21 protein-coding genes are annotated in these 21,643 nt (G+C 52.5%); 8 read left to right on the forward strand and 13 right to left on the reverse strand.

The window, feature by feature from the left end; genetic code table 11:
• The 4 genes from AC0T4W_RS21745 to AC0T4W_RS21760 are packed head-to-tail and all read right to left on the reverse strand — an operon-like array spanning position 1 to position 3,232.
• Positions 1-972 carry a GDP-mannose 4,6-dehydratase gene (locus AC0T4W_RS21745; protein WP_476322727.1) on the reverse strand — a complete coding sequence of 324 codons (972 nt, stop codon included), beginning with the start codon at positions 970-972 and terminating at the stop codon, positions 1-3.
• A gap of 1 nt (position 973) precedes the next feature.
• The gene (locus tag AC0T4W_RS21750) at positions 974-1,882 is read right to left on the reverse strand and encodes a GDP-mannose 4,6-dehydratase (protein ID WP_476322730.1); all 909 of its coding nucleotides are present in this window, start codon (positions 1,880-1,882) and stop codon (positions 974-976) included.
• A 13-nt stretch (positions 1,883-1,895) separates the two neighbouring features.
• Positions 1,896-2,348 carry a divergent PAP2 family protein gene (locus AC0T4W_RS21755; RefSeq protein ID WP_476322733.1) on the reverse strand — a complete coding sequence of 151 codons (453 nt, stop codon included), beginning with the start codon at positions 2,346-2,348 and terminating at the stop codon, positions 1,896-1,898.
• Complete coding sequence (locus tag AC0T4W_RS21760) at positions 2,345-3,232, reverse strand: decaprenyl-phosphate phosphoribosyltransferase (protein ID WP_476322736.1); 888 nt, start codon at positions 3,230-3,232, stop codon at positions 2,345-2,347. The genes AC0T4W_RS21755 and AC0T4W_RS21760 overlap by 4 nt, the downstream gene beginning before the upstream one ends.
• Before the next feature lie 34 nt (positions 3,233-3,266).
• Between AC0T4W_RS21760 and AC0T4W_RS21765 the strand changes: the two genes are divergently transcribed.
• The 6 genes from AC0T4W_RS21765 to AC0T4W_RS21790 all read left to right on the forward strand — a co-directional run bounded on the left by AC0T4W_RS21765 (position 3,267) and on the right by AC0T4W_RS21790 (position 9,880).
• Complete coding sequence (locus AC0T4W_RS21765; protein ID WP_476322739.1) at positions 3,267-3,677, forward strand: GtrA family protein; 411 nt, start codon at positions 3,267-3,269, stop codon at positions 3,675-3,677.
• Positions 3,671-4,972 carry an FAD-binding oxidoreductase gene (locus tag AC0T4W_RS21770; protein ID WP_476322742.1) on the forward strand — a complete coding sequence of 434 codons (1,302 nt, stop codon included), beginning with the start codon at positions 3,671-3,673 and terminating at the stop codon, positions 4,970-4,972. Before AC0T4W_RS21765 ends, AC0T4W_RS21770 begins: the two co-directional genes overlap by 7 nt.
• Before the next feature lie 4 nt (positions 4,973-4,976).
• A complete protein-coding gene (locus AC0T4W_RS21775) occupies positions 4,977-5,714 on the forward strand; it encodes an SDR family oxidoreductase (RefSeq protein ID WP_476322745.1) in 738 nt (245 codons plus the stop codon).
• Between the two features lie 29 nt (positions 5,715-5,743).
• Positions 5,744-6,718, forward strand: a complete 975-nt coding sequence (locus AC0T4W_RS21780; RefSeq protein ID WP_476322748.1) for a hypothetical protein — start codon at positions 5,744-5,746, stop codon at positions 6,716-6,718.
• Positions 6,719-6,909: 191 nt separating this feature from the next.
• Complete coding sequence (locus AC0T4W_RS21785) at positions 6,910-8,622, forward strand: hypothetical protein (protein ID WP_476322751.1); 1,713 nt, start codon at positions 6,910-6,912, stop codon at positions 8,620-8,622.
• A gap of 79 nt (positions 8,623-8,701) precedes the next feature.
• A complete protein-coding gene (locus tag AC0T4W_RS21790; RefSeq protein WP_476322754.1) occupies positions 8,702-9,880 on the forward strand; it encodes an acyltransferase family protein in 1,179 nt (392 codons plus the stop codon).
• Positions 9,881-9,940: 60 nt separating this feature from the next.
• On the opposite strand, the gene AC0T4W_RS21795 is transcribed toward AC0T4W_RS21790, so the two are convergent.
• The 8 genes from AC0T4W_RS21795 to AC0T4W_RS21830 all read right to left on the reverse strand — a co-directional run bounded on the left by AC0T4W_RS21795 (position 9,941) and on the right by AC0T4W_RS21830 (position 20,040).
• On the reverse strand, positions 9,941-11,494 hold the full coding sequence (locus AC0T4W_RS21795; protein WP_476322757.1) for a hypothetical protein: 1,554 nt from the start codon (positions 11,492-11,494) through the stop codon (positions 9,941-9,943).
• Positions 11,495-11,571: 77 nt separating this feature from the next.
• On the reverse strand, positions 11,572-13,116 hold the full coding sequence (locus AC0T4W_RS21800; protein WP_476322760.1) for a hypothetical protein: 1,545 nt from the start codon (positions 13,114-13,116) through the stop codon (positions 11,572-11,574).
• Positions 13,109-13,975: an FkbM family methyltransferase gene (locus AC0T4W_RS21805; protein WP_476322763.1), complete on the reverse strand. Its 867-nt coding sequence runs from the start codon at positions 13,973-13,975 to the stop codon at positions 13,109-13,111. The genes AC0T4W_RS21800 and AC0T4W_RS21805 overlap by 8 nt, the downstream gene beginning before the upstream one ends.
• A gap of 103 nt (positions 13,976-14,078) precedes the next feature.
• Entirely contained in the window at positions 14,079-14,918 is an 840-nt protein-coding gene (locus AC0T4W_RS21810; protein ID WP_476322766.1) for a class I SAM-dependent methyltransferase, read from the reverse strand.
• Complete coding sequence (locus AC0T4W_RS21815; protein ID WP_476322769.1) at positions 14,911-16,086, reverse strand: acyltransferase family protein; 1,176 nt, start codon at positions 16,084-16,086, stop codon at positions 14,911-14,913. Before AC0T4W_RS21815 ends, AC0T4W_RS21810 begins: the two co-directional genes overlap by 8 nt.
• The gene (locus tag AC0T4W_RS21820; RefSeq protein WP_476322772.1) at positions 16,083-16,967 is read right to left on the reverse strand and encodes a methyltransferase domain-containing protein; all 885 of its coding nucleotides are present in this window, start codon (positions 16,965-16,967) and stop codon (positions 16,083-16,085) included. Before AC0T4W_RS21820 ends, AC0T4W_RS21815 begins: the two co-directional genes overlap by 4 nt.
• 8 nt (positions 16,968-16,975) lie before the next feature.
• On the reverse strand, positions 16,976-18,538 hold the full coding sequence (locus tag AC0T4W_RS21825) for a glycosyltransferase (protein WP_476322775.1): 1,563 nt from the start codon (positions 18,536-18,538) through the stop codon (positions 16,976-16,978).
• Positions 18,535-20,040 carry a glycosyltransferase gene (locus AC0T4W_RS21830; protein WP_476322778.1) on the reverse strand — a complete coding sequence of 502 codons (1,506 nt, stop codon included), beginning with the start codon at positions 20,038-20,040 and terminating at the stop codon, positions 18,535-18,537. Before AC0T4W_RS21830 ends, AC0T4W_RS21825 begins: the two co-directional genes overlap by 4 nt.
• Here AC0T4W_RS21830 and AC0T4W_RS21835 point away from each other — a divergent pair.
• A complete protein-coding gene (locus AC0T4W_RS21835) occupies positions 20,039-20,176 on the forward strand; it encodes a hypothetical protein (RefSeq protein ID WP_476322781.1) in 138 nt (45 codons plus the stop codon). The genes AC0T4W_RS21830 and AC0T4W_RS21835 overlap by 2 nt on opposite strands.
• A 21-nt stretch (positions 20,177-20,197) precedes the next feature.
• Positions 20,198-20,344 (forward strand): hypothetical protein, encoded by a 147-nt coding sequence (locus AC0T4W_RS21840; protein WP_476322784.1) that lies wholly within the window; start codon positions 20,198-20,200, stop codon positions 20,342-20,344.
• Positions 20,345-20,392: 48 nt separating this feature from the next.
• Here the strand turns inward: AC0T4W_RS21840 and AC0T4W_RS21845 are convergent, their stop codons facing one another.
• Entirely contained in the window at positions 20,393-21,616 is a 1,224-nt protein-coding gene (locus AC0T4W_RS21845) for a CaiB/BaiF CoA transferase family protein (RefSeq protein ID WP_476322787.1), read from the reverse strand.
• Between the last annotated feature and the right edge of the window lie 27 nt (positions 21,617-21,643).

The raw sequence follows: 21,643 nt of genomic DNA on the forward strand, positions 1-21,643 counted from the left end.
CTACTCCTTGGACACGCGCTTAAGATCGGCTTGCACCATCGACTGGATCAGCCTTTCGAGGCTGGTTTTCGGCGTCCAACCTAATACCCGCTCGGCCTTACCTGGATTACCCAAAAGCACTTCCACTTCCGCAGGGCGGAAGAACGCAGGGTCGATAACCACATGCTCTTGGTAGTCCAGTTCCACATGAGCAAAGGCAATGCGGCACATCTCCCGCACCGTAGTGGTTACGCCTGTCGCCACCACATAGTCATCGGCCTTGTCTTGCTGCAGCATCAACCACATCGCCTCAACATAGTCGCCGGCAAAGCCCCAATCGCGCTTGGCGTCAATATTGCCCAGACGCAATTCCCGCTGCTTACCCAGCTTGATCCGCGCTACTGCGTCGGTGACCTTGCGGGTGACAAACTCGATGCCGCGCAGCGGCGACTCATGGTTGAACAGAATGCCGCTGGAGGCGTGCAGCCCGAAGCTTTCGCGGTAATTGACGGTAATCCAGTGGCCATAAAGCTTGGCCACGCCATAGGGGCTGCGCGGATAGAACGGGGTGTTTTCATCCTGGCGCTCGGCCTGGATCAGGCCGAACATTTCGCTGGTCGAGGCCTGATAAAAACGCGCCTCTGGGCTGAACTGGCGTATTGCCTCAAGCAGGTGGGTGACTCCAAGGCCATCGACTATGCCGGTGGTCACCGGCTGATCCCAGGAGCTGCCGACAAAGCTCTGAGCGCCGAGGTTGTAGACTTCCTGTGGCTTGGCCTTGATCACCGCGCGCTGAATCGAGCAGGCATCTGCCAAGTCGCCATCCAGGTAGCTAATCTGCGACTCGATACCCAGCTCGCGCAAGCGCCAGCGGGTATCGCTGCTACGTCGTGCCACCAGGCCATGAACTTCATAGCCTTTGCTCAACAACAGTTTTGCCAGATACGCGCCATCCTGGCCTGTAACACCCGTAACCAATGCACTTTTTGTCATTTTATTGTCGTTCTCTTTCTTCCCAGTCAGAGAGCACTCTGCGCAGGGTTTCCGTGATATTGACGCCAGGCTTCCACCCGGTCTCTTTTTGTAGTTTTTCTGAACTGCCGACAACTCGCCGTTGTTCGGCCTTGCGCATTCGTGCCGAGTCTTGCAGCAACTCCACCTCCACCCCAGCCAGCTCGGCCATCTCGCTGATCAGGTCACGAACTTTACGTTCTTGGCCAGAGCATACGTTGTAGATCTCGCCATTACGGCCATGTTCTATCAGCAGTAGATAAGCCTCGATGACATCCCTAACATCCAGAAAGTCGCGGGTTACGTCTATATCGCCCACTTCCAGATGCGGTGGCTGCAACCCTTGGCGCACCCGAACTAGTTGTCTGGCCATATTGGCGATCACAAAAGAGTCGCCCTGACCCGCACCGATATGGTTGAACGGGCGAGCCACTATGATGCGCCACGGCTCGGTATAGCTCCACTGTTGGCAAAGCAGTTCAGCGGAAACTTTGCTCACTGCATAGGGGTTGCGCGGCTGCGGTGTCAGGGTTTCGACGACTGGCAAGTCAGTCTCTGCAACCTGGCCGTATACATCGCCCGAACTGACATAGAGGAAGGTACCACTGAAGCCTCGATGCTTGAGAGCCTGCAGCAGATTGAGCGTGCCGAGCAGATTGACCTGCAAGGTGTGCGCTGGGTCGCGGAAGGCTTCGGGCACGAAAGTTTGCCCGGCCAGGTGGATAACGGCATCTGGGCATTCATCCTGCAGCCAGGCATCCAGCGAGGCCGGCTCAAGCAGGTTATGGGCCGGCGATTCAAGCAACTGCCAAGAGGACCCCGCCCCCTCAAGCAGTGCCTGCAAATGGCGCCCGACAAAGCCTTTTAAGCCTGTTACCAGTAACTTCTTCACTCTGCGATTCCTCTCAACCCAAGGCTGCCAACAACCCGCCGAGCAGACTTCCACACCAGCGCCACACCAGCCAGGCCGCCACAGCGCCAACCAGCAACCCTACAAGTATTTCACCGCGACTGTGTCCCATACGCTCACGCAGGGGAGCTTTCTGCTCCTCAGTCGACAGCGCATTGATAGCCTGCGCATGCAGGCCAACTTGTTTGCGCAGGCTATTAGCGTCAAGCAGCACGATAAAGGCCAGCGTCACGGCCACACCAAACGCCGGATGCGCCACACCTTCGCGCAAAGCAATCAATACCGCCATGCTGCAAACGATGGCGCTGTGATTACTCGGCATTCCGCCATAGCCAATCAAATCGAACGCTAGACGCCGAGCACGCATACTGTTGATGGCAAATTTGCTACAACCGGCCAGCAGCCAGGCGACAAAGGGCATGAGCCCATATGAAATATCAAACGTCATAACGGCTGCTCCGGCCAGATCGAAACAGCAGACACAACGCCCCAGATAGCGACTGTCAGCAGCAATTGCCAGTCACCCAGCAAGGCGTCAGTCGGTGATTCGCCACAGTCTTTAGACTCGACAATGAACCAGTAGCGATACAACCCATAAAGCACTAGCGGAATGGTCATCACCATCTCGGGACGCGCAGTCATGACGAACAGGCTGTAAAACAATAGAGCGCCGGTGGCAGCCATTTGGGCATAGCGATCAATCAATGCCGGCGTGTAGTGCTGCAGTACTTCGCGGCTGTCACTACCGTTACTGGCAAGCTCTTGGCCGCGCTTTACCGCCGCCAAATACAGTGCGAGGCACAGCGTGGTAACAAACATCCAAGACGATACCGGCACTGACAACGCCATGGCACCCGCATACACGCGCAGGACGAAACCAATCGCAATCGTGAAAATATCAATTACCGGCTGATGTTTGAGCACGAATGTGTAAGCCAGGTTAAGCAGCAAATATCCCAGCACCACATAAAGTACCGCAGGCATTACAAGCCAGGCGGCCAAAAGTGCAACATATAAAACCAGCAATAATGTTATTGCCTGCGGTACCGAGACAAGGCCCGAAGCTAATGGCCTGCTCTTGGATTTTTTCGGATGACGACGATCACGCTCGATATCTGTCAGATCGTTAAGGATATAAGTGGCCGATGAGGCCACGCAGAAAATCAGTGCCGCCAACGCCACTTTTTCGATGGACTGCAGCTTGAGAAACTCGCCCGCGAAAATTAAAGGGGCGAAAACAAATACATTCTTCACCCACTGGCGCGGGCGCAACAACGCGAACATCCCACGAATTTGCGCTAGAGACGAGCGCGGCGCTACGGTAGCATGCATGCTATTTGCCTCGGCTGGGTGTTAGGGAAGAGTTATGAAACTGGCAGCTATCTACGCGCTTCTTGCTGCGATCGCGACAGCAACCAACATAGGTGCGCAAGCTGGTTTCCTGCTCGCCTACAACGGCAGTCATGCTATCGCACTGTCGATCATTGCCGGAACAGGCATTGGCTTAATTGTTAAATACGCCCTCGATAAACGCTACATTTTCAGCTTTAAGGCTGAGAGCGCAGCCCATGATGGCAAGATTTTCGCCCTGTACGCCTCCACCGGTGTGATTACTACCGCCATCTTCTGGGGGCTCGAGTTGTCCTTTCACCTATTTTTCGGCAATGACTTGATGCGCTATCTCGGCGGTGTACTGGGTCTAGCAATTGGTTATGTGACCAAGTACGAACTGGACAAACGCTTTGTATTTCGCCAACAGGTGCAACCAACATGCTGACTCACGGCTGGGGCCGCTACCCACTGCATGACGCACAACTGATTCAGCCGCAGACCACGCCAGAAGCCTTAGCGATTCTGAGCGAAGAGGGGACCGTGCTTGGTCGCGGCATGGGTCGCAGTTATGGAGATAGCGCGCTGGCCGATACGCTGATCAGCACGCGACACCTCAATCGCCTGCACAGCTTCGATACGCAAAGCGGCCTACTGACCTGCGCGACCGGTATCAGCCTAGGCGAGCTGCTGGATGTATTTGTCCCGCGCGGCTGGTTTCTGCCCATCACTCCCGGCACTAAGTTCGTCAGCGTCGGCGGTGCAATTGCCAGTGACGTACATGGTAAAAACCATCACCTGCATGGCTGCTTCAGCGAATACGTCGACAGCATTGAGCTAGTGTTGGTCGACGGTTCGCAGGTTCAGTGTTCGCGTACTGAACGCCCCGAACTGTTTCACGCCACCTGCGGCGGCATGGGCCTGACCGGGCTAATCGTGACCGCTACGCTACGTCTGCTGCGTATCGAAAGCGCCTATGTCCACCAAACCACCTTCAAGGCCGCCAACCTCGAAGAAGCGCTGGAGCTATTTGAGACCCATAACGCCAGCACCTATTCAGTGGCCTGGATCGATTGCCTGGCCAAAGGCCAGGCATTAGGCCGCTCACTATTAATGGTGGGTGAGCACGCCCGCGACGGCCAAATGCTCCTGCCAAAAAAACGAGCACTGAGCGTGCCTGCGGACATGCCCGCCGCACTGCTTAACCGATACTCCGTACAAGCCTTTAACGAGCTGTACTACCAACGCATCCGCAAGCCAGAGTCCAAACAACGGGTATCTTTTGAGAGTTTTTTCTACCCGCTGGACGGCATCCAGCAGTGGAATCGTCTGTATGGCAAACAGGGCTTTGTACAGTATCAATTTGTTATCCCCAAAGCCGCCGGCCTGCAAGGCATGCGCGCAATTCTTGAACGTATCTCGGCCTCCCATCGCGGCTCCTTCCTGGCCGTACTGAAAACCTTCGGCGTCGCCAACAACAACCTGCTTTCATTCCCCATGGAAGGTTACACCCTGGCGCTGGACTTCAAACTGGAGACGGGCCTGCTGGAGTTGTTGGACGAATTGGACAGCATGGTCTTGGCCTATGGTGGCCGCCTGTATCTGGCCAAAGATGCGCGCATGAGTGAGGCCACGTTTAAACAAAGCCAACCCAACTGGCAGCAATTCCAAGAAGTTCGCGCCCACTATGGCGCCCTCGGCAAATTCGCCTCCCTGCAATCGCGCCGGCTCGGCCTGGACTAAACCCATGCAAAAAATTCTGATCATCGGCGCCACCTCGGCGATTGCCGAAGCCTGCGCCAAACGTTTCGCCGCCCAAGGGCACAGTCTGTATTTACTCGCGCGCAACAGTTCGCGCCTGGAGAGCCTGGCGCAGGATCTGCGCGTCCGGGGCGCTGCAGCCGTGCATTGCGCCCCCTTCGAGGCAAACGCACTGGAAACTCATGAGGCCTTATTGGAACAGGTAAAAGTCGAACTAAACGGCTTGGATCGGGTACTGATCGCACATGGCACCCTTAGCGACCAAAAGGCCTGTGAGCAAAGCGTCGAGCTAACCCTGCAGGAGTTGCAAACCAATGCCCTCAGCGTCATTGCCCTGCTGACACTGCTAGCCAATCACTTCGAGCCGCAACGGCATGGCAGCATCGCCGTGATCGGCTCAGTAGCAGGCGACCGCGGCCGACAATCTAACTACATCTACGGCACCGCCAAAGGTGCTCTGGGCATCTTCCTTCAGGGCTTGCGCAACCGACTGCAAAAAAGCGGCGTGCAAGTGCTTACCATCAAACCCGGCTTCGTCGACACCCCAATGACCGCTTCCTTTCCCAAAGGTCCGCTGTGGGCCACACCGGAGAAAGTTGCTCAGGATATCGACAAGGCCCTTGAGAAGAAGAAGGACGTGCTCTATACGCCCGGATTCTGGTGGCTGATCATGGCTGTTATCAAAAACATCCCCGAAGCACTTTTCAAAAGGCTGTCACTGTGACGGTCAAACTCGACCATCAGGAGATCAGCATGCAGACTCATACAGCCGGCACTGCTCAAGCACTGAGTTATCGACCTTTAATAATAGGCATAGCGCTGTCTGTCTTGCTCAGTTTTCTATCTATGATTGAGTACGTCAAAGTGGCAGGTGGCATTTTTGCCGCATGGGACGGCTGGCATTACGCCAACATGACAGGCCAAGCGCCATCGCCACTGCAACAGCGAGTACTTTCATTCTTGATTCCCGAGGCGCTGCACCAGGGCCTCGGCTTGAGCATCCTTCATTCTTATCTACTGGAGCGCTTTGCTTTTTTGGCACTTGCCGGAGGTGCAATGTTCATTCTCGCAGTTCGCTTTGTCTCAACCGAAAAATCCCTGACTGCGCTTGTTCTGTTTTTCATGTTTTACAACCTCTCCTCGTTAGCGCACATCCAACCTGCCGAGGAAATTAATATTTTTATCTTTGCACTCTGTTTCCTCCTGATAGACAGCAACCGCTTTGGGTGGCTGCTGTTGACTGCGGCCGTTGGCGCAACAATCAAGACCACCATTATATTTATTGCCCCGATCTACTTTATATTTTGCTTACTTGCTCGCCGCCCGCTCGCTCGCACCGTATTGGAAACCAGCGTACTCTCCGGTGTAATTGTCGCTATCGCTGCCGGTATCGCTCAGCACTACTCAGGACCCCGCGATTATTTGGGCGGATTTTGGCAATACACCTACAATACCCAGCAGATTCTGAATCTAGCCCCTCAAAACCTACCCTTTATCCTAGTTTCACTTGTACCAATGGCCTGCATTTTTTATTCCTGGAAGTGGCAACCTAAAATTATTCAGGCAACAGCCTTGGTATGCCCTCTGTTTGTAATTGGCCATTATCTTATCTCGAGAGTAGAGGAATTCAGAACTTTCATGCCCCTAGCTGTTGCGTTATTGATTGGGCTGCTCATATTTAGCAGCCAATTAATTCAAGCCCAACCAACTAATCCCGATAAAAAATAATAATACGATCAAATCTTCAATTTAGTATGTGTTCAGCTTCCGCTATATACAATTATTCTATAGCGGCAGACCAGTGGCACATAGCGCTCACCTTTTGACACTTATCAAAAACACTTCATAAAATCCGTTTAGCAATCTATTTTTGAACTCCTGAAACTGTTCGAATATTGCCATCAAGAGCAAAAATAAAAATGCCAAAGCACTTCTTTAGAACCGATAGGGACGGCAACAAACTCGCTCTCGGCAACCATCGCTGGCTTGGCTGGCTTCTCGCCTTTCTGATCGTGGTGGTGATCGCTGGACAGAAAATAAATGCTACCGGTAGCGACCCTCACGGCACACTGCTGGTTAGTCAGGCCATAGCACAGCATGGCAGCGTGAAGCTTGATGCTTATGGTGAGACGTTTCTCGACAGCTATGGGTACGTCATCCACCGTAAAGGCGGACATTTCTATAACTACTTCCCCATTGGCACCGCCCTAGTCAGCACGCCTTTTGTGGCCATCGCTAATTCCTTTGGCTTCGACATGACCAAGGATGAGCCTCTTATTCAAATGGTGTTAGCCACACTGGCCGCCCTGCTTATCACCTTCATCCTTTACAAGACCGCCAGGCTCTACCTGCGCCAGATCGGAAGCATTCTATTGGCAGGGCTTTGTTGGTTCGGTAGCTCACTCGCGAGCACGGTGGGAACCGCGCTGTGGTCACATGACTTCGCCTTGGTCTTTTCCAGTGCAGCTATCTTCCTGGTGCTCCGTCACCGGCAACCGGAGGCTTTACTCGCTCCGGCGCTAATCGGGTTGAGCTTGTTTCTGGCCTATCTCTGTCGGCCGACCCTGGCGCTACTGGCGCCCTTCCTGCTGCTGTATTACTTCCTTCAAGATAAAAAATCTGCAGTGCTCGCAGGCGTTACCCTGGGTCTGCTTCTGCTTGGTTTTATGGGGTGGAGCCTGCACGAGTTCGCACAGATTCTGCCGGACTACTATTTACCGAAGCGCTTGGAAGCCGGCGACTTTGCAACAGCCCTGTACGGCAACCTGCTCAGTCCCGCTCGCGGACTATTGATTTTTTCGCCCTTCCTGCTGCTATCTCTACTTTTGACCATTAGGCTAGCGCCACGAAACAAGACCTTGGCGAAGCTGAGCCTGATCAGCCTCGCTTGGCCGCTCGCCCATCTATTGTCGATTAGCCAGTTCCCTCATTGGTGGGCAGGCTACTCCTTCGGCGCTCGCTTGATGGTCGATGCCTTGCCTGGCCTCTTCGTGGGCCTTTTCAGTAGTTTGGCTGCGCTAGGTCAGCAGAGACGTCCCATGTACGCGGTTTTGATGGTCAGCGGCCTGCTTGCCATCTACATCAATACCTATCAGGGGTTATTTAATCCCTACAGCTCGAAGTGGAACGTCGAGCCCAACGTTGATCAATACCCCGAATATTTATTCGATTGGCGCTACCCCCAATTTCTCCACAGTAAAGGTCGCCACGAAGAACGATTGGCTGAGTTCCGCAGCCATAAACTTCCGTCCTTCAGTGGCCTTATCGACATTCCCTATGACTCTGCCCAAGCGATCTTCAAAAGCTTTTACGGCTTAGAAGCAGGTTTTCGCTGGAGTGAAGGACAATATGCCAGCCTAACCCTGATGCTTAGCAAGCACAGCCTAAGCGGTGAGGCCAATTTGCAGGCAGGTTTTCTGGGTAATCAAGCCCTTACTATCGAGCTCAATGGCCAACAAGTTTACGAAGGGCGCTTTGCCGGAGGGGAGCGGGAGATTCGCTTCAGTTTCGCCCCAGAACTGCTAAACGCTGGGTTGAATACGTTCACCTTCCGTCTGCCAGATGCACACAAACCTGCCAACGAAGATCCGAGAATATTAGCGATGGCGTTTCGTAAGCTGTCTTTGAGATGAGATGCAGCACTGTATAAAAAATATCCTGTAAAAGCCATATCGGATATTCCGATAATTAATATTTAGCGAGCTGCCTGGCATGCACGAAAAAAAGCGAAACATTGATATTGAATCCCTAAGAGCATTAGCGATTATTCTCGTACTAGCTTCTCATCTGCTTTATTTCACAAGGGATTTACTTGTAGACAGGCTGCCCCACCTCCAATTGTGGCAAGGCGTCGACTTGTTTTTTGTTGTATCTGGGTATTTGATTGCCGGCTTATTGCAGACAGTAAAGTGCAAATTTGATAATCAGGTGCCTTGGAAAAACGATCTGAAGGCTTTTTGGGTGCGTCGGTCCTTTCGTTTGCTTCCGGCAGCTTGGCTGTGGATTTGCATTCCCGTTGCGATGGCTGCTATTTGGCAAAATCATCCACTTATAGGCTCACTCGAAACAGTTTTAAGGGATGCGCTTGCCGCATTCACAAATACCGCTAACCTTTACTGGGCGTACTGCATTGGCACAATACACTGGGGCGAATTCTGCAGTCGCGCTGGAGTACTCGGAGTCTATTGGAGCCTATCTCAGGAGGAGCAGTTTTATTTATTGTTACCCTTGCTGATATTAGTTATAAAAAAGCGCGCACTTACACTGATTCTGCTTTTATCTATTGTAATTTTATTCTTCCTGCATCGACCAGTATTCAGCTTGGGCTGGTATGTACGTCCAGATGGATTGATCTGGGGTGTTCTACTTGCAATGCATGGGGATAAAATCAAAAAACTGGCCACCATTAAGTACATCACAGCCGGCAGAAAAAAGGCTTTGGTTCTTATGCTTCTAATCCTAGCCTTAGTCTCGACGCCCTCACTTGTTGAGAATATAGAGTCGCCGGTGTCTACGATTGGCCTGATCTCTCTCGTGGGCGCAGCGCTTGTTTTTCTGTGTATTAGCGGAAATTCTCTAACACCATCAGGCCTTGCGGGGAGGGCTCTGAGTTGGTTAGGCTCCCGATCCTACGCTCTATATCTCGCGCACTGGCCAATTTACTGCGTACTGAGAATACTATTTTTCCCTCCGAATTTAAGCGAGGAACCTCAAATAATTACCGCTATTGTTTTCACTCTTGCCTGGTGCTTATCCAGTCTGCTATTTGCCGAGTTAACATTTCGATATATAGAAAAACCGTGCAGGTTACACGGCCGTAAAATTACAAATAATTACTCTATTAACGCATGCCAGTCTGTAAAATCTGACATGCAGCAGATTAAGCAGTAAGCAAAGCATGTAGAAAGAGTGCAGCGGCGAAACAATTAAGTAACCCGAATATAATATTTCTTATTTTACCAGCGGCATTTTATTGAGCTGGTCCCGTCGCCCCAATACAGCATAGTTATATCCAGATGTTATTAGGTCATTAATTTCATCTTGGGAGAGCCCCTGAACATCAAGAATATCATTGCCTTTAGTTTCAAAAAGTGAGTTCACTAAGTACTTAATTTCATAGTTGGCGCCGTATTTATCTCGTGTGAGACCCCAGCGTAAGTCTTGCCCCTGTAACACCCACGCCGCGATCAAAGTGGGGCGTTTCGATAATACATAATCTGCATCATACTTAGCGTGCCCCACAATGAACGGTTCTATTGGCATTGAGCGCTGTCCGATATGCCTGTCATTTAGTCCCAGCATATCTAAAGTCGAAAGTCCTGAGTAATAAGGCACTTTCCCCGCTGCATCAATAGCTAAAAGTGATCCAGGATCTACCTTGGCTAAAAAGCGACCGAGATTATTCCACATGTCGTAAGTTTTGACGTGGTATGAAAATCTTGCATCCTGAAAAATTAGAATAAAGGCAGCCGACAGCGCGATTAAAGGGAATGCTGATTTTAAAGCATTTGAGTTCATCTTTTTTGATGCAATTAAGGTGAAGAATATACCTACAGGATAAACAACTAATAAAAATCGCTCATAGTAGATATCCCCGCCAATATAGATGAAGTAGAGCAGAGTGACGGCTAAAATAATTAAAGGAAATAAATTCCTACCGACAACATCTCGACAAAACAACAGGACAGCCGCAGTAATAGCAACGTAAACAAACACGCCATTTAAAATACCCTGCCGGTATAATATCTGGCCGCCACTTATGATGCGCCCAAACAACTCACCTGTTATTTTTGCATGGTACGTATTAGCTATATAGTCGCCATAATAGGACATGCGCACCGCCGTATAAACCAGCATACTAATAACAACAAAGCCTAACAACCAATATGCTTCTCTCCGTTTATCCGTAAGCCAGAGCACGCCTACTGTAATTAACGGCAAGATAAACCCATCAACTCGGGTCAGAATTGACGCAAGGGAAACCAAACACAAAACTATTAATTTAGGACTTGGCTGCGCCAACACCAGCCACATTGACAAATATATTAACAGGACTAATACGCTTTCTAGGCCTGTTGCGGCATTAACCCAAAGTGCAGGCGTCAACGCAAGCATTACCCCGCCGATAACACCATACATGCTTCCTAGAGTCTGTTTAACTATTCGAGAAAGCACCACGCAACAAAAAAAGAAAAGTGTGGAGTTCACCAGCACGCTATATGAATAAATCCGCTCATAACCCAATAACATCCCAGGTGTCATCAGCAGAACGTAGAGAAAATTTGAATAACCCTCAACGGTCTCGCCAGGATTAAAAACAAGCCCATGGCCGGCAAATAAATTTGCCGCGTATCGATAGCTGATAAAGGCATCATCAGATCCGAAAGCATGGCCGCTAGAAGGCCATGAATATCCATATCTCACATGAAAAAACGTCCCCCCGAAACATATTAATACTAGTAGTGAAAAGCTCATTGTTGAGCGTAAGCGTACTAAAGTGCCCATAGCATAACCAAATATAATAACTGTGGATAAAGCAACGCAACTGCATCTGAGTTCTTGCAGAACATTGAGCTCAAGATTTACTTTCTTCGATAAAAATTTAGGCGCTCATCCCAATAATATTCGTTTTTCAGTCTTTCTTGATGCCACAAGTCTTCCATGGCAGGCAAAGTCAGACCTCGGGGAGAGTCTTCTTCTGGCTTTTTAGGGATCCATATAATATCTGGTTGTTGGTCAAGTATATAAGGTGCGTCAGTCCGTTGGTGCCCCGGCAGGATCAAAGTTGCAGGAATAACTCTTGAGCTCTTAGCTACTGTCTTATCTACCAACCCTACAAGATCTAAAATTTTAGTATGCATTGAGTAGAACCCAAGCTTGCCTATGCCGACAGAGGCTATTACTTCTACTCTCGGGGTCAACTCTGCTATTTCTTGAGCCTTAGCTTTCAGCGCATCCTGCGGGTCAAAAAAAACGTGATTGCGGGCAGCTTCACGCTTTGCAGAAGAAGGAAACTCTTTCTGAACTAACCCATAAAATTCGATACTGCCGGGCCAAGTACTATACATGGACAACAGCGCAAAGCACGGGACGCTAACCAAGATAAAAATCCCGAATACTTTACTCTTATAATACAAGACTGCTCCTGCAGCTACAGAGCCTGCAATCAATAGCGGTAATACTTGCAAAAAGAAACGACCCAGCTTGAAGACATCTCCACCAATATATATTACATAGGAAATTGTCAGCAGTGAGTAAAAAAATGCTATTCGAAATTTTCGAATATACATGGCCGCTAAAATTGCAGGTAACGTCAATGCAAAAGAGCCGTCCGCTAAAAAATTACGAGCGTAGCCAATGCCACTAGCAAGGGGAATTCCACCCACCTTCGCATGGAAGGTGTTAGGCACCACGTCTCCATAATAGTAAAGTCTAAAAAAAGTGTGCGCAGTGACGTAAAGCGTGAACAGTAATCCTGGGGTCGAAATATGCAAGAGTTCAGCCATAGAAGTTGGCCGCCTACAAGCAACAGAGCCGACCCAGTTACTGCAAATCAATATGACAGCCACCAGCCCGCCCTCTGGCCGGGTCATAGTAGCCAACACACACAAGAAAGAGACTACAAACATTCTGTTCTTATTGAAAAAATAAAACGCCCAAACAACCAGCGCTGCGAACAACGGCGTTTCTAACCCAGACGACGTCCAAGTTGCGAATGTATTTGAGGCTAACAGCGCCAGTGGTACGCACCCGGCAAGCCACTTAGCACGAGGCAAAATAGTGTTCGTGTACTTATAGCTACCGATTAACAATAATGCTGCAGAAAATAGTTGCAAATAATGCCCTATTAACCAAGCAGGAAAATCAAACAGCAAGCCTAGCGCTACCAACAAAGTCCAACTCAGATTGGTGTAGCCTTCAACATATTCACCTACGTTAAAAACCAATCCGTTACCATTTACTAAATTTGCAGCATACCTATATGTAATAAATGCATCATCTAGCTGCTCGCTATAAGTCCAACCTTCGACAAAGAGCAAAGCGAGGCTTAGTAACAAAAAAAGTGGCCCTATCGGCGTATGCACTGGCAATTTCTTGCCTTTTAGGTTGCCAAAATTTTTAAACATTACGCCCCTCTTTGTTTTTGAGCTTCAACATACGCTTTAGTGATGTAACCCGCCTTGCAACCACCCACAAGCGACTGCTATAAATTGCGGCTAGTTTCTCCTCAGCAAATTCTGCACGCTGCCGAGCAAAATTCAGCTCTGCCTGAGTCGTAGATGTTTCTGCTAATGGAAAACTAAGTAAATGCCCGCTGCAAAGCTTAAAGCCATCTAAGATATTCGGCGGCAGAGAAAGCGGCACAAGAAGCTCAAGCCGCTCTTGCGCAACGTAATAACGATTTACCCCGTCACATAATGCAAATTGATAGCCGGCATCAATAATCAGGGACGTCCATTGTGGGTCAATGTTAAATGCAGACTCAATCAGAATTACCCAAGGGCGCCATCTTTGAAAATCCATGCCCCACAAAACGTGCTCTTCGAAGCCTTCGACATCGATTTTTAGGAACTGTAGCGGCTTTTCTGAGCTGAGATGCTCCTCGCAGATACTGGTAAGTGTCCGAGTTTTGACTGTGCGCTGAATAAATGAAATACCTTCAGCTTTCTGTCTTTCTGCTACCTCTACATTAAGAGTCGAGAGACCTGTTTCTGGTTGCTCGAAAAATACTAATTCATTTTCTTCATCACCTACCGCCACGCATAGATTCACGTCGTCAGGGCGCTCCGCACACAGAGCCTGATGGTAGTGGAGAACTGGCTCGATATTAATGCCGCGCCAACCGCGCTCGTAAAGCGAACGGGTTACTGAGTCACGCGTTGGGTGGTTGGCGCCGATGTCGATATAGAATCCGGGGCCAAAAAGCCGTAGCGTTCGCCACAAGGCCACATCTTCAAAATTCTGTGCGTAGGAAATGAGTGTCATACTGGGAATTCCTATACTTTATAAACTCAGCTGATACTGCATGGCAACTTTTCGAACTAGGAAAGCGTGCGAGGCTGGTAGCTAAGCGGTGCAGTAGAGCGCGTCAACACGCCATCGGTTTGCGCGCAATAATCGCCTGGCTTTTAGGCATCACACGATCAAGCGCGCTTTTCACTTGTTCGCCACCTGGTGTTTCCAATAAGGCTGCCCACGTTCTAGCCCAATTATCCAACAGCGGGTGTTCGGGTGAGGAAAGATCTTTTTTGCAGACCCAAAAAAATGCCCACCATACGGCCCAATAAAAACCGTAATAGGTACGTCGTTCGATTACTAAGCCTGCATCGAGCACCAGTCGCTCAAAGTCGTCTCGACTGAATATATTGATATGGTTAGGTTTTTCGAAGTGCGCTGAAGGCGCAACCTGTTGCTGCACGCTCTCGCTTGCCGCATCGGGCACGGTGATCAGATACAGCGCGCCCGGCTTGCCTACGCGCACTAATTCCCTCATGAAATCTGACGGGACATCGACATGCTCCAATACCTCCATCGCGATCACCTTATCGACATGAGCATCGGGTAATGGCAAGGGATTGCCGTCGGTAACCAGAGGATGCAGTGCGCGGGCAGGCGAGTCTTTTAGCAATTGTCCGACCATGCTGACACGTTGCGGATCGATGTCGGCAAAGATGACCTCGGCCTTCATCTTTGCGCAGAAGTGGGTGAACGGCCCCTCCCCGCAACCGACATCTAGCACGGTATCTTCAGCGCGTATTGGAAACCCTTTAAGTAGCTCTCCGGTGTCGGTGTTGAACCAGCCACTCATGCTGGCATCGACTAGCGCGAAATCGTTAACCAATGCCTCGGGTTTTACGGCATTAGCTGTGGGGTTGTTCATGCTGGTCGAACTGGATGGCCAGAAGAGATTCTTAATAGCGCTAATCATTGCTAGCCCTTGTCTTGTTGTATGAAAGCTCAGGCTGAGTATTTTCTCCTGACTCTGCCGCTAGAAAGCGCTTGGAAATAGCCGCGCCGCGCTGGCGGAATGGCGTTTCGATCAGGCGGTAATTTAATTCACTCAGAAGAATAATCAGTGCGCTTGCTGTGAGTAGGTACTGGAAGAAAAATTCATCGCCTGGAACAGTTCCAGGGCGTAGGCGGAACCAGATCTCGCGGGTTAGAAAAAACGCAGGGATATGGATCAGGTAGATGGCATAAGAGCGTGTCCCGACCCAAAGTAATAGCCGTTTCAAAGGTCTTGCAGGGACAAACAGGTCAAGATTGTAAGAGGCTATCCAGACTAGCAGCACCGATAGCACGGCGAACAAGCTGAATTTGTAGGAAACAACATGTAGCACTTCCGAGCCCACAACGCCCATGCAAAATAGCAGCCCGGCCATAGCTGCTGTACCGATCCACTTTGTGCGCGTGAGAAACGTAGGTCGGGCCACGAAGTAAGTGCTGTGTTGGCTCCAGATGGCCAGGAGAACGCCGAGGGCAATTGCATCAGTCCGAAACATTACCGTCATCAACGTACGAGTCGAAACAAGCTGGATAATCACCAGGGCTATCAGCACGTAAGGCAAAAAGCGCCGAGAAATCAACACCAGTAGAGGCAGAACCAGATAAAACTGCTCCTCCAGAGATAGGGTCCAGTAGACGAAGCTGGCACCATAATCGCTCCGCCCAAAGGTCTCAGCGAAGCGCACGTTCGCCACCTGCAGCACTCCCGCCACGGTCGCTTCCAGGTTGATGCGGAAGGTACCGAATACCCCGGATTGATTGAATAGCACCACCGCCAACAAGGTCAGCGCCAACCACGTCCAAGCTGATGGCAGCAAGCGCCAGGCGCGTCGAATCCAGAAGGCAACAGTGATCCTGAATGCAGTATCTGATCCGCTGCTCGCTTGCAGTCGTGGCACCAGATCGCGGGCGATGACGAATCCTGAGATGGCAAAAAACAGGTCGACCCCAAAGCCGCCGCTGAAATAGACGGCAACGCGTGCCAAACCAGGCGTGGTCCATGTGAATAAGTTACCCAGCGCATGGTGCAGCACCACAAAGAGCACAGCAAAACCGCGCAAGATCTCGATGTCGTCGATTCGCTTGCTCATTTTATTCCTTCACCGGGCATTGGTTTGCGCGCCAGGATGATCTGCGTTTTGGGTAAGGACTGATCTAGAGCCGCACGGATCTTTTCGCCACCTGGCAGATTTATAGTTGCGTGCCAGAGGGTGGCCCAACTGTTCAGTAACGGATGAAAAGGTGCTTCGATTTGGTCGTGGGTTGCGCCGCTAAACACATGCCCTTCAGCCTGCTTGGTGCCCCAGAACAGCATCATCCACAGGGTCCAATAAAAGCCGTAATAATCTCGCGTCTCGATGATCAGCCCGGCACTTTGCACCAGCTCGGAAAATGCTTCACGCGAATACACTTTGATATGGTTAGGCTGTTGGAAATGCAGTGCTGGAGCCACCGTCCGCTGCGCCTCTTCACTCGCCTGATCGGGTACTGAAATAAAATACTGCGCACCGGGACGGCCAACCCGGACCAGCTCTTGGAGTATCGCCAAGGGCTGTTCGACATGCTCTAACACTTCCAGCGCAATGACCTTGGTCGCAAGGCCGTCTGCCAGGGGCAGCGGTAAGCTGTCGGAAACGATACCCTGAGCCTGCCGCGCCGGTGTCTCGCCGACCTTTTCGCGCAACGCTGCGACCTTATCTGCCTCGCTATCGGTGAAGATGACGTGCGCGCCGCGTCTGGCGCAGAACAACGTCGAACCTCCATGCCCGCAACCCAGGTCCAGCACGACATCGTCGGCTGCTATGTGAAAACCACGGAATAATTCATCCGTCGCATTCTGAAACCAGCCTCCCATCACCGCATCCACCAAGCCGCAATCACGGGAGTCGACATGGTTGGGCAGTGGAGCTTGCGCCTGCGTGGGGGGGCTCGGCAAAGTGGAACCGCCGATCAGCCGATGCCACCAGGCCAATACCCGCCTCATGCGCTCACCCTTTGATCCACCTTAAGAAATGCGGACAGCGCTTCTTGCGCAGCATGCCGGGAGCAGTGGCCGCGCATGCGCTCGATGGCCGCAGCTGACATCTGTTGATAGCGCACGGGGTCGTTTTTCGCGCATTGATACGCCGCCTGGTAGGCGCGAACTAAAGATGCCCAGTCGATCTGGTGGCGCAGCGTGCGATAAGCCAGGCGCGGATCATGGGACCAAGCGGTTGAGTCCAGCCAGCTGTCGACAACAAACCCAACTTCCTCATCTATGTAGTCGACCATTGCCGAGTGACGGGGTGCAATCGCTGGTTTGCCGCAGGAAAGGAACTCCATCAATGGCAGGCACTGACCTTCGCCGTGGGAGGCATTAACTGCGAAGGCGCTCGCCCGGATCAGGGCATCGAACTCACTGCCGTCGAGATAGCCGTGAAGCAGGACTACCCGGCATTTGAAGCGGGGCATGCGCGCCATCCAGATCAGCATGTCGTGCATGGCGGATAGATATTCGTTATGCCCAAGCTTGAACACTAACGTGGCATCAGGGGTGTCGCGGAATGCTGCACAGAATGCGGTCAGCATATCGGCCCAGTTCTTACGGCCGTCATAGGGATTGAACAGCGCGGTAAAAATCACCCCAGACAATTTCAGTTCAGAGTCAGCCGGCAGCCACTCGGGCATTCGCGGTTTGACGCCCGTGGCGAGTGGGTGCGGCGGCTCCACGGTGTTGCGAGGTTCTAAGCGCTTGTCGGGGTCTTCACGAACCAGCTCTAACAGAGGAAGTGATTTCTCTTTGGCGTTGGGCAGAAAGGGCATGTTTTCGCGCAGCACCTTCAGGTACCACTCGCCCAGATAGCGTCGAGTTACTTGGGCGCGTGATTGCCGGCGAGTGGCGGGCGCCGCAACGGCGCTCCCTGCGGGTTGTTGGCGCGCCATGGCTTGTCCATGCTCGCGAATGGCCTGTACCACTCTGGCCGTCGCATGCTGACCAAAGATGTAGGGGCTTAATGCTGGGTCGTGGCTATCCACCACTACTCCCGCACGGACGCTGATTGTCACAGCGCTGGTGAGCGGTAATTCGGCGGGCCGCGCCCTGATTGCGGCAAATTTGTCCCAGACCGGGGAAGGAATCGCCACGATCGGGAACTGCGGGCCCATTTCCTTGCGCACAGCATCGACGATCATCTGCGAGTGCGTGATGCCACTGCCGCAAGCCTGCAAGACATACCGCCAATCCTGCTGTTGTTCATCCAGCCAGTGTTCATTAGGAATACTGGCAAATTCCCAGGCAAATACCGGAAGGGTCGGACAGCGCAGCCCCAACAAAGTCTTCTGGGGTGGCGAGAATGACAGGAACAGACAGCGTTCACCTGCTGCGCAGGCTTGATCATAGAGCGCATCGACTTCCAGGGCGGGATCTTCGACCACCTGGACATCGCCTATGGCTTTCAATACAGGCAGAAAATCACGCAGGACGAAGTAATAGCTGTACTCCGGTAACCCCATGCTCGTGGCGATACGTGCAGCCGTGACTTCCGAGTAAACCAGGAACTTCATGGCAGCATCCCCTCTTCCCGTTGCGCGAGAGTTTCGCTGTTGCGATCACGTACCAACGCGCGCAAAAAAACCTCCAATGGCACAGCCACTACATCAACAGAGGCGAATGCCTGCATTCTGTTAAAAGCATGCTGTGACATGCTGCGGTAATGCTCAGGTTTCGATTGAGCAACCTGATAGCTATCTTGGTAAGCCTCGACCAGCGACTGCCAGTTCAGTCGATGCCGGTGGGTCATAAACACGCCCGTAGGATCATGGGGCCAGCAAAAGGGCTCGAGCGAGCACTTGAGGGGAAATGCCAACTGCTCGTCGATGTAGTCGCTCATAGCGCTATGCACGGGCGCAATGCCGGGTTTACCGGCGGACAAGAATTCCATAAGAGGCAGGCACAGGCCCTCACCGGAAGAAGCATTCACGTAATAGGTCGATGCCTTTATAAGCTCACGGTATTGCTCATCCTCGAGAAAACCATGCAGCACAATTACCCGGCAGCTGAAGGGGGCCAGTCGCGATAACAAGGTGATCAATACGATACGGTAATACTCCAGATCGTGATGGGTCATTTTCACGATCAGGGTGGCATCCTCGCGCTCCTTGAATGCCCAGCAGAAGGCGGTAATCAACTCGACCCAGTTTTTGCGACTGTCCGCAGGGTTGAGCACCGTTGTGTAGACCACGCCGGAGACATTGATCAGGTGCAACGGCGGTGCTTCTGCAGGTTCTGCGTTATCGACTGGCGCAACGGCAGGTGTTGAAGCCCCTGTCGTGGAGGCAATATCTTCAGTGGACTCCAGAGGGAGGCGAATTTCCTCCAACCAGCCTTTAAACAGCGCTTTGCTAAGTTGCCAGGCCTGGGTAAGCGCTCCTGGTGGTGGCGGAAGCTCAGATTCAGATTCAGGCTCAGGCTCGGGTTCAACCGGTACTTCGCTTGGCTTGCGTACCAAGCCATCGGCGGACAGCCCCAAGATGGGGCTATCAATAACGATGCCGACGAATGGGAATACCCGCTCGCCCAGCTCTGCGGATGACACGTCCGCGTCGCCAAGGCTTTTATAGCGATCCCAGACAGGCGCTGGTAGCGATATGACCGGAAAGCCTTCAGCCATTGCTTGTTTAACCAGGCTGGCAGTTTCCTGACTGGTGCAGATGGCCCCTTGCAGGTTGGCCAGTGCATAGCGCCAATCATTCTGCGGATTATCATCCCAGGCGACCGACGGCAGAGAGTCGAACTCCCAGGCGAAGACCACTACGGTTGGGCAGCTCAGGCCAAGCGGAACTTGGTGAGGCGGGCTGAAGCTGAGAAATACCACCTCTTCGCCGGCCGCCCTGTACTGCTCACACAACCGCTCTATCTCATCGGTGCTTTTTACCGGCAGCACAGTCCCCAGGCGCTCGAGCGCCGGAAGGAAATCCTTCATCAGGAAAAAGTAACTGTATTCCGGTTTGCCGAGAGAGCCATGAATGCTGGCCTGATCGATTTTCGATCCCACGAGGATGATCATGCTGCGCGTAAAACTCCTCTACGCCGTACCCATTGGTTCGGTCAGCGCATTAATTGTTATTAATATCCATGACTTAAAAGCCTGGCGCACAGTGAGCGGGACTGCGTCCGTGACTTTTGCGGCAGATCCTACATGATTCCCAGTAAGTAGCGTCATCATGCCGATTTTTGCCGCATTTTACACAGCCCAGCATGAGTCTCAGGCTTTAAGCTTGGTTGCTGTCTGGCGCGGCTCTGCTGCGCTGGATGGCTTTGCGAGGTTATGTTTTGCCATGGCGTTGAGCCGCTACCTTGAGGTGCTCTGAAGCATCTACTGCCTAGGCGTGGCAGCAGGCCGTTCGCTCAGCGGACGGTTACAGCACGCCCGCTTCACGCAGCGTAGCGATCTGTTCGGCGCTCAAGCCCAGATGACGGTTCAGCACTTGTTCGGTGTGTTCGCCGAGCAGCGGCGGTGCGTTGCGGTATTCCACCGGGGTCTCGGACAGGCGCAGCGGGCTGGCGACTTGCGGCGTTGTGCTGCCCAGGCTGTTGGGTAGGTCGAGGCGTAGGCCACGGGCTTGCACCTGTGGATCGGCAAAGACCTGGGCCAGGTCGTTGATCGGCCCGCAGGGCACGCCGGCCTGCTCCAGCAGGGCGATCCATTCGGCGGTGCTCTTGAACACCGTGGCCTGGCGCAGCAGTGGGATCAGCTCGGCGCGGTGGGCGACGCGGGCCTTATTGGTGGCAAAACGCGGGTTATCTGCCAAAGCCGCACAGTCTGCAACCTCGCACAGTTTGCGGAACTGCCCGTCGTTGCCCACGGCGATGATGAAGTTGCCATCGGCCGAGGGGAAATCCTGGTAGGGCACAATATTCGGGTGGGCGTTGCCCAGGCGTTTGGGCGAGACGCCTGTGTTCAAATAATTCATCGCCTGGTTGGCCAGGCAGGCCACCTGTACGTCGAGCAGTGCTACATCGATATGCTGGCCGATACCGGATTGTTCGCGCTGGTTAAGTGCCGCCAGCACGCCGACCGTGGCGTACAGGCCGGTGAGGATATCGGTGAGCGCGACGCCGACTTTCATCGGTCCAGCCCCGTCTTCGCCATCGGGCTTGCCGGTCAGGCTCATCAGTCCGCCGAGGCCCTGGATCATAAAGTCATAACCGGCGCGTTTGGCGTAAGGGCCGTTCTGGCCAAAGCCGGTGATCGAGCAATAAATCAGCCGTGGGTTGATGGCCTTTAGCGTGGCGTAGTCGAGGCCGTAAGCCGCCAGGCCGCCGACCTTGAAGTTCTCCAGCAGCACATCGCAGTTCTGTACCAGCTCACGCACCAGGCGTTGGCCTTCGGGCTGGGTGAAGTCCAGGGTCACCGACTGCTTGTTGCGGTTGGCGCTTTGGAAATAGGCCGCTTCGCGCGAGTCGTTACCTTCGCTGTCCTTCACATAGGGCGGGCCCCAGTGGCGGGTGTCGTCACCGCTGCCGGGGCGTTCGACCTTGATCACTTCGGCACCCAGATCACCAAGAATCTGCCCGGCCCAAGGCCCGGCCAGTACGCGGGATAGGTCGAGTACGCGGATATGGGATAGGGCGCCGGGCATGAGAAACCTCGGTGATCAAAATGTAGG

The organism is Pseudomonas sp. C7.1 (genome assembly GCF_056312395.1).